At 70.9% G+C, this 15,853-nt stretch carries 14 protein-coding genes; 7 read left to right on the top strand and 7 right to left on the bottom strand.

All coding sequences use genetic code 11. From position 1 onward, the window contains the following. The first annotated feature begins 21 nt into the window (after positions 1–21). Entirely contained in the window at positions 22–1,290 is a 1,269-nt protein-coding gene (gene tyrS, locus ACQEXA_RS41510; protein WP_433132655.1) for a tyrosine--tRNA ligase, read from the top strand. 63 nt (positions 1,291–1,353) lie between these two features. Here the strand turns inward: tyrS and ACQEXA_RS41505 are convergent, their stop codons facing one another. Further along, positions 1,354–1,632 (bottom strand): GlsB/YeaQ/YmgE family stress response membrane protein, encoded by a 279-nt coding sequence (locus ACQEXA_RS41505; protein WP_433132653.1) that lies wholly within the window; start codon positions 1,630–1,632, stop codon positions 1,354–1,356. 241 nt (positions 1,633–1,873) lie between these two features. Here ACQEXA_RS41505 and ACQEXA_RS41500 point away from each other — a divergent pair, with 241 nt between their 5' ends. After that, positions 1,874–2,305: a DUF3099 domain-containing protein gene (locus ACQEXA_RS41500; RefSeq protein ID WP_432926192.1), complete on the top strand. Its 432-nt coding sequence runs from the start codon at positions 1,874–1,876 to the stop codon at positions 2,303–2,305. Positions 2,306–2,543: 238 nt separating this feature from the next. Beyond that, positions 2,544–2,756: a hypothetical protein gene (locus tag ACQEXA_RS41495; RefSeq protein ID WP_432926194.1), complete on the top strand. Its 213-nt coding sequence runs from the start codon at positions 2,544–2,546 to the stop codon at positions 2,754–2,756. Position 2,757: 1 nt separating this feature from the next. Here ACQEXA_RS41495 and moaA read toward each other — a convergent pair whose 3' ends face one another. The 3 genes from moaA to ACQEXA_RS41480 form a co-directional block, all read right to left on the bottom strand. After that, a complete protein-coding gene (gene moaA, locus ACQEXA_RS41490) occupies positions 2,758–3,747 on the bottom strand; it encodes a GTP 3',8-cyclase MoaA (RefSeq protein ID WP_433134741.1) in 990 nt (329 codons plus the stop codon). Between the two features lie 147 nt (positions 3,748–3,894). Next, a complete protein-coding gene (locus tag ACQEXA_RS41485; protein ID WP_432926198.1) occupies positions 3,895–5,514 on the bottom strand; it encodes a solute symporter family protein in 1,620 nt (539 codons plus the stop codon). Continuing rightward, a complete protein-coding gene (locus tag ACQEXA_RS41480) occupies positions 5,511–5,867 on the bottom strand; it encodes a DUF485 domain-containing protein (protein WP_359398875.1) in 357 nt (118 codons plus the stop codon). Before ACQEXA_RS41480 ends, ACQEXA_RS41485 begins: the two co-directional genes overlap by 4 nt. Before the next feature lie 289 nt (positions 5,868–6,156). On the opposite strand from ACQEXA_RS41480, the gene ACQEXA_RS41475 reads away from it, so the two are divergent. From ACQEXA_RS41475 to ACQEXA_RS41465, 3 genes are all read left to right on the top strand, one after another. Then, complete coding sequence (locus ACQEXA_RS41475) at positions 6,157–7,686, top strand: S8 family peptidase (RefSeq protein WP_433132651.1); 1,530 nt, start codon at positions 6,157–6,159, stop codon at positions 7,684–7,686. A 68-nt stretch (positions 7,687–7,754) separates the two neighbouring features. Then, positions 7,755–9,275 carry a S8 family peptidase gene (locus ACQEXA_RS41470; protein ID WP_433132649.1) on the top strand — a complete coding sequence of 507 codons (1,521 nt, stop codon included), beginning with the start codon at positions 7,755–7,757 and terminating at the stop codon, positions 9,273–9,275. Between the two features lie 92 nt (positions 9,276–9,367). Continuing rightward, positions 9,368–10,768, top strand: a complete 1,401-nt coding sequence (locus ACQEXA_RS41465; protein WP_432926204.1) for a CoA transferase — start codon at positions 9,368–9,370, stop codon at positions 10,766–10,768. A 639-nt stretch (positions 10,769–11,407) separates the two neighbouring features. Here the strand turns inward: ACQEXA_RS41465 and ACQEXA_RS41460 are convergent. The 3 genes from ACQEXA_RS41460 to ACQEXA_RS41450 form a co-directional block, all read right to left on the bottom strand. Beyond that, positions 11,408–12,454: a zinc-dependent alcohol dehydrogenase family protein gene (locus ACQEXA_RS41460; RefSeq protein ID WP_432926206.1), complete on the bottom strand. Its 1,047-nt coding sequence runs from the start codon at positions 12,452–12,454 to the stop codon at positions 11,408–11,410. Positions 12,455–12,571: 117 nt separating this feature from the next. Further along, entirely contained in the window at positions 12,572–13,450 is an 879-nt protein-coding gene (locus ACQEXA_RS41455; RefSeq protein ID WP_433132647.1) for a sterol desaturase family protein, read from the bottom strand. Positions 13,451–13,616: 166 nt separating this feature from the next. Then, positions 13,617–14,327 (bottom strand): VIT1/CCC1 transporter family protein, encoded by a 711-nt coding sequence (locus ACQEXA_RS41450; RefSeq protein WP_432926210.1) that lies wholly within the window; start codon positions 14,325–14,327, stop codon positions 13,617–13,619. Positions 14,328–14,808: 481 nt separating this feature from the next. On the opposite strand from ACQEXA_RS41450, the gene ACQEXA_RS41445 reads away from it, so the two are divergent. Beyond that, the gene (locus ACQEXA_RS41445) at positions 14,809–15,819 is read left to right on the top strand and encodes a DEDDh family exonuclease (RefSeq protein WP_433132645.1); all 1,011 of its coding nucleotides are present in this window, start codon (positions 14,809–14,811) and stop codon (positions 15,817–15,819) included. Positions 15,820–15,853: the final 34 nt, after the last annotated feature.

The raw sequence follows: 15,853 nt of genomic DNA, 5'->3' as shown, positions 1-15,853 counted from the left end.
ATCCAAGGAGATACGAGAACCGTGACGGACATCGTCGACGAGCTGAAGTGGCGCGAGCTCATCGCCCTCTCCACGGACGAGGACGCACTGCGCAAGGCGTTCGCGGACGGTCCTGTCACGTTCTATTGCGGCTTCGACCCGACCGCGCCCAGCCTGCACCTCGGCAACCTCGTGCAGATCCTGACGATGCGCCGGATCCAGCAGGCGGGCAACCCCCCGCTGGGCCTGGTCGGGGGTGCCACGGGGCTGATCGGCGACCCGAAGCCGACCGCGGAGCGCACGCTGAACGACCCCGAGGTGGTGGCCGGCTGGGTGGCGCGACTGCGCGGCCAGATCGAGAAGTTCCTGGACTTCGAGGGCCCGCACGCCGCGACGATGGTCAACAACCTGGACTGGACCCAGGGCCTGTCGGCCATCGACTTCCTGCGGGACATCGGCAAGCACTTCCGGGTCAACAAGATGATCTCCAAGGAGGCCGTTTCCCGGCGGCTGCACTCGGACGCGGGTATCAGCTACACCGAGTTCAGCTACCAGATCCTGCAGGGCATGGACTTCCTGGAGCTCTACCGGAGGTACGGCTGCACGCTGCAGACCGGCGGCAGCGACCAGTGGGGCAATCTCACGGCGGGCGCGGACCTGATCCACAAGGTGGAGCCGCACGTCGCGGTGCACGCACTGGCGACGCCGCTGATCACCAAGGCGGACGGCACCAAGTTCGGCAAGACGGAGTCCGGCACGGTATGGCTCGACCCGGAGCTGACCACGCCGTACGCCTTCTACCAGTTCTGGCTGAACGCCGACGACCGGGACGTCTCGAAGTTCCTGCGCATCTTCAGCTTCAGGTCCCGCGAGGAGATCGAGGAGCTGGAGAGGCAGACCGTCGAACGCCCGCAGGCCCGCGCCGCCCAGCGCGCGCTGGCCGAGGAGCTGACGACGCTGGTGCACGGCGCCGACCAGACGACCGCCGTGGTCGCCGCGTCCAAGGCCCTCTTCGGCCAGGGCGAGCTGGCCGAGCTGGACGACAGGACGCTGACCGCGGCCCTCGCCGAGGTGCCGCACATCCAGGTCGCCGAGCCGGGCCCGGTCGTGGACCTCTTCGCGGAGGTCGGTCTGGTGGCCAGCAAGTCCGCCGCGCGGCGCACGGTCAAGGAGGGCGGCGCGTACGTCAACAACGTCAAGGTGACCGCCGAGGACGCGGTCCCGGCGACGGACGACCTGCTGCACGGCCGCTGGCTGGTGCTGCGCCGCGGCAAGAAGAACCTGGCCGCGGTCGAGATCGCCGGCGCCTGACCCACGCCCGTACGCCTCGAAAAGGGGGCGGTCGCTCCGGCGGCCGTCCCCTTGTCCGTGCCGTCATGCCCGCTCTCTGCGCCTGCCCTTCATCGACGTGTACACCATCTCGCCCAGGAAGACGAGGACGACCACGGCGGCGAGCTGCAGACCATGGCGGCCCCAGTCGATACCCCGGGTCTCCGCGATACCGATGGAGCGAGCGATCGCGTTGCCGATGATGCCGCCGATCAGGCCCATCAGAGTGGTCAGCCAGAGCGGGCTGTGCTGTCTGCCCGGCAGGATGAGCTTGGCCAGCAGGCCCAGCACGAATCCGACGATGATCGCCCACAACCAGCCCATGGCTGCCTCCTCGTACGGTGCGTGAGCAGTACGCCCAGTTTCGGGCTGTCCGCCATACGGCGCATGTCGGGTACGCCCGTACGCGGTAGACCGCAGCGCCTTCGCGCAGACAGACCGTGCCCCGGTCTCGAAGGCGGCGGATGCGCGGCGTAACGTTATGGGTGTTCGGGCCCGGCTTCTGACAGGGCGCGGGCGCGGTACGGGCTGGGGAGTGTCCGAGGCAGGCGGGTGGTGGAATGTGATGCGGAAGCTGAACAGCGGCGGTCACGCCGAGGTGTTCCGGATCACGGGTGCCCGGCAGGGTCTCGCGGCGGACGTACGCGGCCGGCAGCGCCGCTATGTCATCTCGATGGGCATCCGCACGGTCGCGGTGATCCTCGCGGCCACGCTGTGGAACGTCTCCCGGCCGGTCGCCGTGGTCGCGCTCGTCCTGGGGGCCGCCCTCCCCTATGTGGCGGTCGTCATCGCCAACGCGGGGCGGGAGAACGCTCCGTCGCTCCCGTCGACGTTCGTCAGTGCCCCGATGCGCCCCATGATCGCTTCGCAGCAGGAGGAAGGCACCTCACGCCCGGGCGAAGCCACCCATGACAAGGGCGCCGCGGAATCCATCCCGAAAGACGTCCAGGCCGAATCCGCTGCGGGCGTCCGGAGCGAAACACACGAAAGAACCTGATCACGGGCCCTCGCCAGGCGCTGAATCGCACCCCGCGCCAAGCTCAGGAAAAGCTCAGATCAATCATGTTGTTCCGGTGCCGGGCAATGGGTTACCCGTGACATACTGCGTACGCGCTCCGCATCCCCCGTCGGAGCGACAGACCGACGCCGGGCAGCTCCCCCCGTGGCTGCTCGGCGTCGCCTTTGATGAGCACGTTAGGGTCGTGGATGTGATGGCCCCTGACCCTGAATCGCCCATGTGTTCCGCCAAGGGCTGCCGTGCGGACGCCGTGTGGGTGCTCGCCTGGAACAACCCGAAACTGCACACGCCCGAGCGGCGCAAGACGTGGCTGGCGTGCGAGGAGCACCGCGAGTACCTGTCGAAGTTCCTGAGCGTGCGGGGGTTCTTGAAGGACGTGGTGAAGCTGGAGGAGTGGGAGTCCCCCGGCACCGGCACACCGACGGACTGAGTCAGCCGCCGATCGCCGACATCGGCCGCTCGGGCTGCAGGAACGACGGGTCGTCGAGCCCGGAACCGGCCTTCTTCCCCCACATCGCGAGCCGCCAGATCCGGGCGATCTCCTCGTCCGGGGCACCGGAGCGCAACGCCCCGCGCAGATCGGTCTCCTCGGTGGCGAACAGGCACGTCCGTATCTGGCCGTCGGCCGTCAGCCGCGTACGGTCGCACGCCGCGCAGAAGGGCCGGGTCACCGAGGCGATCACGCCGACGCGGTGCGGGCCGCCGTCCACGATCCAGCGCTCGGCCGGGGCGGAGCCGCGTTCCCCGGCGCCCTCGGGGGTCAGCTCGAAGCGGCTGCGCAGCGAGGCCAGGATGTCCCCCGCGGTGACCATGCCCTCGCGCTTCCAGCCGTGCTGGGCGTCCAGGGGCATCTGCTCGATGAAGCGAAGCTCGTAGTCGTGCTCGACGGCCCAGGCCAGCAGGTCGGGGGCCTCGTCGTCATTGAGGCCCGACATCAACACGGAATTGACCTTGACGGGCGCCAGCCCCTCCTCGCGGGCGGCCATGAGTCCCTCGATGACGTCCTTGTGGCGGTCCCGGCGGGTCAGCGCCTTGAAGACGTCCGGCCGCAGGGTGTCCAGTGACACGTTCACCCGGTCGAGGCCCGCCGCCTTCAGAGCCGCCGCCGTCCGCTTGAGGCCGATGCCGTTGGTGGTGAGGGACATCTGCGGACGGGGACTCAGCGCGGCGGCCCGCTCGACGATGCCGACGAGACCCGGGCGCAGCAGCGGCTCGCCGCCCGTGAAGCGGACCTCCTCGATCCCGAGGGAGGTGACCGCGATGTCGATCAGGCGGACGATCTCGTCATCGGTCAGCAGATCGGGCTTGGCCAGCCACTGCAGGCCCTCCTCGGGCATGCAGTACGTGCATCGCAGATTGCACCGGTCGGTCAGCGAGACTCTCAGGTCGGTGGCCACCCGGCCGTAGGTGTCGATGAGCACGTGGGCCCCCTCCCTCGTCGCGATCACACATTTTCCGTTCACTGCGAGCCTACGTGACCGCACCGACACAGACCTCGGAACGAACCCACCAGGCACACGGCGGCCGCGTCGTAGGGATCTACGACGCGGCCGCCGTGTGCGGGTCCGTCAGTGCGCCCCGGTGCCGGTCAGCGACCGGACCTCCAGCTCCGCGTACTTTCCGGCGTCCGGCTCCTCCTTCGACAGGAGCGTGCCGAGCCAGCCCAGCAGGAAGCCGACCGGGATGGAGATGATCCCCGGGTTCTCCAGCGGGAACCAGTGGAAGTCGACGTCCGGGAACATCGACGTCTCCTTGCCGGAGACCACTGGCGAGAACAGCACCAGGCCGACCGCCGTGACCAGGCCGCCGTAGATCGACCACAATGCGCCGCTGGTGGTGAACCGCTTCCAGAACAGGCTGTAGAGGATCGTCGGCAGGTTGGCGGAGGCGGCGACCGCGAAGGCGAGGGCGACCAGGCCCGCCACGTTCAGGTCACGGGCGAGGGCGCCCAGGGCGATGGACACGGCGCCGATGCCGACCGTCGCCCAGCGAGCCGCCCTCACCTCCTGCTGTTCGCTCGCCTGTCCCCGCTTGATGACGTTCGCGTAGATGTCGTGCGCGAACGACGAGGAGGAGGCCAGGGTCAGGCCGGCGACCACCGCGAGGATCGTGGCGAAGGCGACGGCCGAGATGGAGGCCAGCAGGATCGCGCCCCAGTTGGAGTCGACGCCTCCCAGATGCAGGGCGAGCAGGGGCGCTGCCGTGTTGCCCGCCTTGTTGGAGGCGATGATCTCGTCCGGCTTGATCAGTGCGGCGGCGCCGAAGCCGAGGGCGAGGGTCATCAGGTAGAAGGCGCCGATGAGGCCGATGGCCCAGTTCACGGACTTCCGGGCGGCCTTGGCGGTCGGCACCGTGTAGAAGCGGATCAGGATGTGCGGCAGTCCTGCGGTGCCGAGGACCAGGGCAATACCCAGGGAGATGAAGTCCAGCTTGGTCGTGCTGCTGGCGCCGTACTTCAGGCCGGGCTCCAGGAAGGCCGAGCCCTTGCCGCTGTTCGCCGCGGCCTTGCCGAGCAGGTCCGAGAGGTTGAAGTTGAACTTGAGGAGCACCAGGAAGGTCAGCAGCAGGGCGCCCACGATCAGCAGGACCGCCTTGACCATCTGCACCCAGGTGGTGCCCTTCATGCCGCCGATGGTCACGTACACGATCATCAGGACGCCGACGAGGGCGACGATGCCGATCTTGCCGCCGTCGCTGGTGATGCCGAGCAGCAGGGAGACCAGGACGCCCGCGCCCGCCATCTGCGCGAGCAGGTAGAAGATCGACACGACGATCGTGGAGGTGCCGGCCGCCGTGCGCACCGGGCGCTGACGCATGCGGTACGCCAGCACGTCGCCCATGGTGAAGCGGCCGGAGTTGCGCAGTGGCTCGGCGACCAGGAGAAGGGCCACCAGCCAGGCGACCAGGAAGCCGATGGAGTACAGGAAGCCGTCGTAGCCGGCGAGGGCGATCGCGCCCGCGATGCCGAGGAAGGACGCCGCGGACATGTAGTCGCCGGAGACGGCGAGACCGTTCTGGAAGGCGGTGAACTGGCGGCCGCCCGCGTAGAAGTCGACGGCGTTCCTGGTCTGGCGGCCCGCCCAGACGGTGATGACGAGGGTCGCGAGGACGAACACCGCGAACAGGGTGATGATCAGCGGCCGGTGCTCGCTCGCCTCACCGGCGGCCAGGACGAGTTGGGGGCTCATGCGTCGCCCTCCATCCGGGACTTGATGGCTTCGGCCTTGGGGTCGAGCTGCGCGGCCGCGTGCCGGGAGTACCACCACGCGATGAGAAACGTGGTGAGGAACTGGGCGAGGCCGAGCACCAGGGCGACGTTGACGTTGCCGAAGAGCTTGGTGCCCATGAAGCCGCCCGCGTAGTTCGACAGCAGGACGTAGACCAGGTACCAGGCGATGAACGCCACGGTCAGCGGGAAGGCGAACGACCGGTGGGAGCGGCGCAGTTCACCGAATTCGGCGCTCTCCTGGACCGTTGTGAACTCCTCGGTGGACGGCAGGCTGCGTGCTGCCCTCGAGGGGGGAGGTGCGTCGGTAGCCACGGAGTCTCCTCGCGTTGCGGGTGCGGTGACGGCGGTGGTCGGTCGGCGGCGAGTGTCGGTCGCCGATGGTCCGACAGGGGGCCTCGATGGTCCTCGTGCTCCCTGCACAAGGTCACGGCGCGGCGCGTGCACCGGTTCAACTCGCTTTAATTCTTTTTTACGTCGTCGTCCGAAGTCATTGCTGATCAGTCGGAGCGGCGGATAGCTTCGCCCTGCACCACCCGTCATGCACCTGCCGGACACCACCCGTGTTCCGGCTCGTTCAGTTTCCGGATGATGTGGAGATCCCATGGCTCATCTGCGTTCCAGACGCCGGCTCGCTCTCGCTGTGCCGGTCGTGCTGTCGCTCACCGCCTCCCTGGGCTTCCTGCCGGGTGCCGCGTCGGCGGCCCCGCGTGGTGCCACCACCGCTCAGAGCGCCGAGGGAACGGGACTCGCCTACGTCGTCAACACCCGGACGGACCGTCACACCATCTCCTCCGTGCAGCACGCGATAGCCGCGGCCGGCGGCTCGATCGTGGTGACGTACGACAAGATCGGTGTGATCGTCGTCCACTCCGCGAACCCCGACTTCGCCAAGACCCTGCGCACCGTTCGCGGGGTGCAGTCCGCGGGCGCGACCAGGACGGCGCCGCTGACGGCGGCCGGCACGACGGACGAGGGCGCCGCGCAGTACCTGACGAAGGCGCAGGCGGCGAAGCTCGGGAACGCCTCGGCCGCCGCCGGTGAGAGCGAGCCCCTCGAGGCCGACCAGTGGGACCTGCGCGTGATAAGCGCCGACAAGGCCGCGAAGATCAACCCCGGCAGCCGCAAGGTCACGGTCGCCGTCATCGACACGGGCGTCGACGACACCCACCCGGACCTCGCCCCGAACTTCTCCGCGTCGCAGTCCGCGAACTGCGTCGGCGGCAAGGCGGACACCTCGTACGGCGCCTGGCGCCCGGCGAACCCCGACCACTACCACGGCACGCACGTCGCCGGTGAGATCGCGGCCGCCCGCAACGGCATCGGCGTCGTCGGTGTCGCCCCGAACGTCAAGGTCGCCGGCATCAAGGTGGCCGACCCGGTCACCGAGCTCTTCTACCCCGAGAGCGTCGTCTGCGCGTTCGTGTTCGCCGCCGACCACGGCGTCGAGGTCACGAACAACAGCTACTACGTGGATCCGTGGCTCTACAACTGCATGGACGACCCCGACCAGCGGGCCATCGTCGACGCGGTCAACCGGGCCCAGCTGTACGCCCAGCGTAAGGGCACCCTCAATGTGGCCTCTGCGGGCAACTCCAACGACGACCTCGACTCGCACGCCCTCGTCGACGCGTCCAGCCCCGACGACTCGACCGCGGTGACCCGCACGGTCGACCCGCACGAGTGCTTCGACGTCCCGACCCAGCTCCCGGGCGTCGTCACGGTCAGCGCGACCGGGGTCACGAACGCCAAGTCGTACTACTCCAGTTACGGCGACGGCGTGATCGACGTCGCGGCCCCGGGCGGCGACAAGTTCAAGATCCCGGACACGCCGTCGAAGAACGGCCGCATCCTCTCCACGATGCCGAACAACCAGTACGGCTTCCTGCAGGGCACCTCGATGGCGTCACCGCATGTCGCGGGCGTGGCCGCCCTTCTGAAGTCCGCCCACCCGTGGGCGACCCCGGCCCAGCTCCAGGCGCTGCTCAAGGCGCAGGCGGACAACCCGGGCTGCCCGACCGACCCCTACGACGGCGACGGCAACGGCGTCGTGGACGCGACCTGCGTCGGCGGCAAGCGTGTGAACGGGTTCTACGGCTTCGGGATCGTCAACGCCCTGCGTGCCGTCAAGTAGCCCTTTACCAACACCGACCCCCCCGCACGGCTTGCGACAACCAGTACAGCGAACGAACTGGAGACTCCATGACAGCGCCGCGCAAGCGCTCCCGCCGCCTCGTCGCTCTTCCCCTCGGGATGGCGATGGCGACCGCCCTCGCCTTCCTGCCCAACGTCACCGCGTCCGCCGCGGAGACGGCCCCGAAGGCGTCGACGGCGGACGCCACCTCGCTCAGCTACGTCGTCAACGTCCGGCCGGGACACGGCACCTCGGCGCGTGTGAATCGGGCCATCGCCGACGCGGGCGGCACGGTCGTGGTCGCCTACGACGAGATCGGCGTGATCGTCGTCCACTCGTCGAACCCCGACTTCGCCAAGACCCTGCGCATGGTTCCCGGGGTGCAGTCGGCGGGCGCCACCCGCAACGCGCCCCTGCCCGCCCAGTCGACGACCGACGTGGGCACGCCCAAGGCGCTCACCGCCGAGGAGGTCGCGAGCGCGCAGGCGACCGACGGGCAGGACCCGCTGGAGCCCTTGCAGTGGGACCTGCCGGCCATCAAGGCGGACAAGGCGCACGAGAAGACGCTCGGCAGCCGCAAGGTCACGGTGGCCGTCATCGACACCGGCGTGGACGACACGCACCCTGACATCGCGCCGAACTTCGACCGTGACGCGTCCGTCAACTGCGTCACGGGCAAACCGGACACCACCGACGGGGCCTGGCGGCCGACCGCGGCGGAGAGCCCGCACGGCACGCATGTCGCGGGCGAGATCGCGGGCGCCAAGAACGGCGTCGGCATCACCGGTGTCGCGCCGGGGGTGAAGGTCGCCGGCATCAAGGTGGCGACGACGGCGGGCTACTTCTACACCGAGGCCGTCGTCTGCGGATTCGTCTGGGCGGCCGAGCACCACGTCGACGTCACCAACAACAGCTATTACACCGACCCCTGGTACTTCAACTGCGCCGACGACCCGGACCAGAAGGCGCTCATCGACGCCATCACCCGGGCCTCGCGGTACGCGGAGCACAAGGGCACGGTCAACGTCGCGGCCGCGGGCAACGAGAGCTACGACCTCGACGCGGACTCCATCACCGACCCGGTCTCCCCGAACGACGGCACGCCGAGCGACCGGGTGATCGACCCGCACAAGTGCTTCGACGTCCCGACCCAGCTGCCCGGTGTGGTGACGGTCGCCGCGACGGGCGCGAAGGGCATCAAGTCGTCCTTCTCCAACTACGGCCTCGGTGTCATAGACGTGACCGCTCCCGGCGGTGACTCCACCGCCTACCAGACCCCCGCCCCGCCAGCCACCAGCGGTCTGATCCTCGGCCCGCTGCCCGGCGGCAAATGGGGCTACATGGCGGGCACGTCCATGGCGACCCCGCATGTCGTCGGGGTGGCCGCCCTCATCAAGTCGACGCATCCGCACGCGTCCGCCGAGCTGGTGAAGGCCATGCTGTACGCCGAGGCCGACGCGACGCCGTGCACGGACCCGTACGACATCAACAAGGACGGCAAGATCGACGCGGTGTGCAAGGGCTCGAAGAACCACAACGGGTTCTACGGGTGGGGCACCGTGAACGCGCTGAAGGCCGTCACGAAGTAGCCGTGCCGGCATAGGACCGCACACGTCGGGAGGGCCCGCCAGGGCCGGGCCCTCCCGACGTGTTGATCCAATACACCCTGCATAGTGCCCTCATGACGGATATCGACGTGGCGTGGGCGGCACTGGGCGGGGATCCGGCTCTGGCGGCGAGGATCTCGACCGTCGTACGGGAGGGGGCCCTGCCCTCGCGGCTGCCCGTACGGGAGATGGCGCGGGCCTGCGTCGGGGTGTGCGCGCTGGCCGCCGCCGAGTGGGGCGCGCGGCGGGCCGGACTGTCGGCGGTACCTGGCGTCCAGGTCGACGACGCGGCCGTGGCCACGGCTTTCCACAGCGAGCGGCATCTGCGTCTGGACGGCCGGGAACCCGTCAACTTCGCCCCGCTGTCCCGTTTCTGGCGCACCGCGGACGGATGGGTGCGCACGCATGCGAACTATCCCCATCACCGGGAGCGGCTGCTGGCGACGCTCGGACTGGCGGCGGACGCGTCCGTGGAGACGGTGGCCGCGGCACTCTCCGAGCGGTCGGCCGTCGAGGTGGAGGAGAGTGTGTACGCGGCCGGCGGACTGGCGATCGCGCTGCGCACACCTCAGGAGTGGGCGGCGCACGAACAGGGGCACGCCGTCGCCGCACACCCGTTGGTGGGCCGTGAGCGGCTCGACGAGGCGCCCGTACGACCGCTCGTGCCGCTCTCCGGTGAGCCGCTGCTGCCGGCTGCGGGCCTCCGGGTGCTGGACCTCACCCGGGTCATCGCCGGACCGGTGGCCACCCGCACACTGGCGCTGCTCGGCGCGGACGTGCTGCGCATCGACAGCCCGCAGCTGCACGAACTCCCCGACCAGCACGCCGACATGGACATCGGCAAGCGGTCCGCCGTGCTCGACCTGGCGGCGCCCGCGGACCGCCGGAGCTTCGAGGAACTGCTCGCGCAGGCGGACGTGGTCGTCACGGGTTACCGGCCCGGCGCGCTCGAGCGGTTCGGGCTGGCCCCCGGGCACCTGGCCGAGCGGCGCCCGGGCCTGGTGGTGGCGCAGTTGTCGGCGTGGGGCGCGTACGGACCGTGGGGCGGGCGGCGCGGCTTCGACAGCCTGGTGCAGGTCGCCACCGGGATCGCGGTGACCGAGGTGTCCGCCGAACGTCCTGGCGCGCTGCCCGCGCAGGCCCTCGACCACGGCACGGGGTATCTGCTGGCCGCGGCGGTCCTGAGGTCCCTCACCGACCAGTCGGAGGAGGGCGGCAGCCGCGCCGTGCGGCTCGCGCTCGCACGGACGGCAGCCTGGCTGACGGACGAGACCACCGGGGACGCGGGGCACGCCGGGCACGGCGAAGCGGCGTACAAGGACGCCGGCCCCTGGCTCGCGGAGACCGGCAGCGTACTGGGCAGACTCCGGTACGCCCGCCCACCGGTCCGCTTCACGGACGGCCCCACGGACTGGACCCGCCCACCGGGCCGGTGGGGCCGGGATCCCGCACGGTGGAGTGCCTCTACCGCCTGAGTCGGGTGAGTCAGGAGGCCGTCTCCACGTCCTGCTTGCCGCCACGCTGCCGCAGGTGGGGCGGGCTGCCCCGGCGGGCGCCCTACCCGGCGGGGCGCGCCGACGCGCCACCGGGCCGCGACCGGTCTGCCCCACGTCTCGGGACACCGCGGCGCGGGCCCTGCGCGCCGGGGCGCGCCGTGCTGCGCGGGTGCCGTGGCCGCGGGCGGGCTGCCGCTGGGCTACTCCAGCGCGCGTCCTACGTGCCGGGGCGCCCCGCCGTGCGAAGTGCGGCAGCCACACGACCTGCCCGCCGCACCGCCGCCACTGGCCGCAGGCCGCTTGCCCCACGTCCCGGGCCACCGCAGCCTGGGCGCCCCGCCGTGCGAAATGCGGCAGCCGCACGACCTGCCCGCCGCACCGCCGCCACTGGCCGCAGTTCGGCCTGCCCCACGGCTCGGGACACCGCGGCACGGGCCCTGCGCGCCCGGGCGCCCCGCCCGTGCAGCGGCCGTTCTGCCTCTCACTGCGCTGGTGCCGTGCGCGCTCGCTCCGGCCGCACCGGTGCGGATTCGGCCTGCTGCCGACCCGGGGGCCTTGGTTCCGCCGCGCCGGGCCGGAGCCGCTACGGATCGTCGGCGCCGGCCCGGGGCGGCGTGATCAGGCGCCGGTGACGAGTACCTTGAGGGCGGTGCGCTCGTCCATCGCCTTGTAACCCTCCGGTACGCCCTCCAGGCCGACCGTCCGGTCGAAGACCGGCGAGGGGTCGATGGTGCCGTCGAGGACGTCGGGCAGCAGCTCGGGGATGTACGCGCGGACGGGGGCCACGCCCCCGCGCAGGGCTATGTTCCGGTCGAACATGACGCTCAGGTCCACGCCGGTGCCGCTGCCGTGCGGCACGCCCACGAAGCCGATGGCACCGCCGTCACGGGTGATGTTCACCGCGGTCCGCATGGACTGCTCGGTGCCGACGGCCTCGACGACGGCGTGCGCCCCCTGGCCGCGGGTGAGCTCGCGGACGGCCTCCACGGCCGCTTCCCCGCGCTCGGCGACGACGTCCGTGGCTCCGAAGCGGCGCGCGATGTCGGTCCGGACCTCGTGGCGGCCGAGCGCGATGATCCGCTCGGCGCCGAGGCGCTTGGCGGCCAGCACGGCGCACAGTCCGACGGCCCCGTCGCCGACCACGGCGACCGTGGTGCCCGGACGGACTCCCGCCCCGAGGGCGGCGTGGTGCCCGGTGCCCATGACGTCGGAGAGCGTCAGCAGCGCGGACAGCAGACGGTCGTCGGAGGCGGCCTCCTTGGGCAGCCGGACGAGGGTGGCGTCGGCGAAGGGCACACGCACCGCCTCGCCCTGTCCGCCGTCGGAGCCGACCGAGCCCCAGAAGCCACCGTGCTCGCAGGAGGTGGTGAGGCCCTCACGGCAGTAGTCGCAGGCGCCGTCGGACCACATGAAGGGCGCCACGACGAGGTCGCCACGCTGGATGCCGGTCACCTCGGAGCCGGTCTCCTCGACCGTGCCGAGGAACTCGTGACCGATGCGCTGCCCGGGCTTCCGGGACGCCTCACCGCGGTACGCCCACAGGTCGCTGCCGCAGATGCAGGCCCGCAGCACCCGGACGACCGCGTCGGTGGGCCGCTGCACCACGGCGTCGGGCACGTCCTCCACGCGCATGTCGTAGGGGGCGTGGATGGTGGTGGCGCGCATGTCGAGGGTCCTTCTCGTGCGATCGGTACTGTGCGGGTGCGCTCAGGGGGTGGTCGAGCGCACTTCACCGTACGTCGCCGTCGGCGCCCGTCGTCGTCGAGGGTGCCCACGGCGGTCTCACCCGGCGGGCTCCCCCGCGACCGGTACCGCCGTGCCGGCGGGCACCGCCGCCGGCTGCCAGCCCGGACCGCGGAAGACCCGCCCGGCTCGCTCGCGCCAGCTGCTCGCCGCCCTGATGTCCTGGGCGATGGCCACGTACTCGTGCGTGGCGACCTTCAGCGGGTTGTACGTGTCGATGTTCTTGGTCAGTCCGTAGACGGGCCGGTCGGTCTCCGGGACGAAGGAGTGGAACAGCCGGTCCCAGACGATGAGGATGCCGCCGAAGTTGCGGTCCAGGTAACCGCCTTGGGACGCGTGGTGGACCCGGTGGTGCGAGGGTGTGTTGAAGACGAACTCGTACCAGCGGGGCATCCTGTCGATGCGCTCGGTGTGGATCCAGAACTGGTAGACCAGGTTCACGGAGGAGCAGAACGCCAGCGCGGCCGGGTGGACGCCGGCGGCGACCAGGGGCACGTAGAAGGGCCACGCGGTGAGCGACGTCCAGGGCTGGCGCAGCGCGGTGGAGAGGTTGAACTTCCGGCTGGAGTGGTGGACGACATGGCACGCCCACAGGATCCGGATCACATGGTGCCCGCGGTGGGACCAGTAGTAGAAGAAGTCCTGCGCGAGCAGCATGAGCAGGACGGTCCACCACAGGACGGGGATGCGCAGGGGAGTCAGCTCGTAGACGGCGCTGTAGATCAGGACGATCGGGATCTTCCACAGAAGGTCGAAGAAGAGGCTGCCGAACCCCATGCCGATGCTGGTCGCGGCGTCCTTGGCGTCGTATCCCGCGGCGTCCTCGTCGGGATGGAACCGGTAGCTCACCATCTCGACCACGGTGAGCAGCACGAAGGCGGGTATCGACAACAGCACGGCATCGGGCAGATTCGGCATGGGTGCACGGTAGAGCCGCCGGTCGGCCGGGGCCAGAGGTCGTTACCGACAAGTATGGCCGGGCGTGTGCGCTCGCCCGCCGGTGAACCGGCCTACGAGCCGGCGTGACCGGACGACAGGCGGGTCGCTTCCCGGGGGAACGTCTCCGGTCCCCCGCTTCGTGGCCTCACGCCCCGACCGCCCCCAGCAACGTCCCGGCGGCATAGGTGACCCCCATCGCCAGCGCCCCGCCCGCCATGTTCCGCGCCACGGCCTGCCCCGGCCTCGCCGCTCCCAGCCGGGCGCTGGTCCAGCCGGTGACGAACAAGGCAGCCAGGACCGACACCACTGTCACCGGCACCCTCAAGGTCGCGGGCGGCAGGACGATCGCCAGCAGCGGCAGCAGCGCTCCCACCGTGAACGCCAGGAAGCTCGCCCACGCCGCGTGCCAGGGATTGGTGAGCTCGTCGGGGTCGATGCCGAGCTCCACGCGGGCGTGGGCGCGCAGCGCGTCCCGTGCCGTCAGCTGGACCGCCGCCTCGCGGGCGACCTCCCGGGACAGACCCCGGTCCTCCAGCAACTCGGTCAGCTCCTCGAGTTCGGCCTCCGGCTGTTCCCGCAGTTCCCGCCGCTCCAGTGCCAACGCGGCCTTCTCGGAGTCCCGCTGGGCCGACACCGACACGTACTCGCCCGCCGCCATGGACATCGACCCGGCCAGCAGCCCCGCCAGCCCTGCCGTCAGGAGGGTGGAGCGTGCGGTCGTCGCACCCGCCACGCCCACGACGAGGCCCGCGGTCGAGACGATTCCGTCGTTCGCACCGAGGACGGCGGCCCGCAGCCAGTTCAGCCGGGAGCCCAGCGCGCCTGCGTGGGCTTCGTCGTGCGTGGGTTCCATCACATCGGGAGGATGGCACCCCGAACGCCCCCGCCGCAGCACCGACTCGGCCGGCCGGTGCCCCACCGGCACCGAGATCGTCGCGTCCACCCGAGGTTCCGGTAGCGCGGCCCTCGCCGTCCGCTCCTCGTCGCGACGGTCCGCGAGCGCCGTCTGACGGGACGAATGTTCCTGCCTGCTCAACAGGTGCGTGGGACGACGGGCGGCTGTTCGTCACATCCGTACGGGCGTTGGTCCGGGACTCGGGCACCCCGTGCCCCACGCGAGGGGCGCCTGCGGTTTCCGACACCCCGGCAGATTCCCTTCCTGAAAGTCCCACAGGGGACAACCCGGACATCGGCGGGCGTCCCCGCCCTCGGGTGGGATGCGAACTCACGTGCAGGGCCGAGGGGTTGTGCTCCCCGCGCGCGAGCGGGGCGTGAACCGGCCGCCCGGGTGCGGGCGCGCGCGGGACTGTCGGCCGCGGCCCGTATCCTCAATGACCATGCTCGAAGACCCTACGACCGCAGCGTCTCCGGCCTCTTGGCCCGCCGCCTATCCGGAGGGGTACGCGGTCGTCGACGTGGAGACCACCGGCCTCGCCCGGGACGACCGGATCATTTCGGCGGCCGTCTACCGGCTGGACGCGCGCGGCGAGGTCGAGGACCACTGGTACACGCTGGTCAACCCGGAGCGCGATCCGGGCCCCGTATGGATCCACGGGCTGACGAGCGATCTACTCGAAGGTGCGCCGCTCTTCGGCGACATCGCCGAGGAGTTCGCGGGCCGGCTCGCGGGCCGGGTCCTCGTCGCGCACAACGCGGTCTTCGACTGGTCGATGATCGCCCGGGAGTACGCGCGCGCGGAGCGCGAGGCACCGGTCCGTCAGCGGCTGTGCACCATCGCGCTCTCCAAGGAGCTGGGCCTGCCGCTGGCCAACCACAAACTGCAGACGCTGGCGGCGCACTTCGGTGTCGTCCAGCAGCGGGCGCACCACGCGCTGGACGACGCCCGCGTACTGGCCGAGGCGTTCCGGCCCAGCCTGCACGCCGCCGCACGAGGGGGCGTGCGGCTGCCGCTGCTGGAGTGCCGCCCGCTGACCGAGTGGTCCGCCTCCACCACCATCGGCCGGCAGGCCTCCGGCGGCTACCGGCCGGTCAGCTGGCGGCCCTCCCGCAGGCGCCCCGCCTGCCCCTACCCCAACCCGGGCCGTTACGAAGAGGGCAAACCGCTCAAGCAGGGCATGCGGGTGGCGTTCTCCGGCGACACGTCCGTCGACCGCGAGCTGCTCGAGGACCGGGCCGTCGAGGCGGGGTTGCACGTGGCGACGAGTCTGTCCCGGCTCACCAGCCTGCTCGTGACCAACGACCCCGACTCGGGCACCTCCAAGACGGTCAAGGCGCTCCAGTACGGAACGCCCGTGGTGGACGAGGCAGCCTTCGGTCAGCTGCTGCGGGATGTCGAGCCCGCGGATACGCGGGCGAAGGCGGCCGCCGCCGCGTCGGAGGTCCGCTGACGGACGTACGGGTGATTGCCGTGCGACTCGCCCC

The organism is Streptomyces sp. CA-106110, from assembly GCF_050936285.1.
Lineage (GTDB): Bacteria > Actinomycetota > Actinomycetes > Streptomycetales > Streptomycetaceae > Streptomyces.
This window is presented reverse-complemented; position numbering and strand designations above follow the sequence as displayed.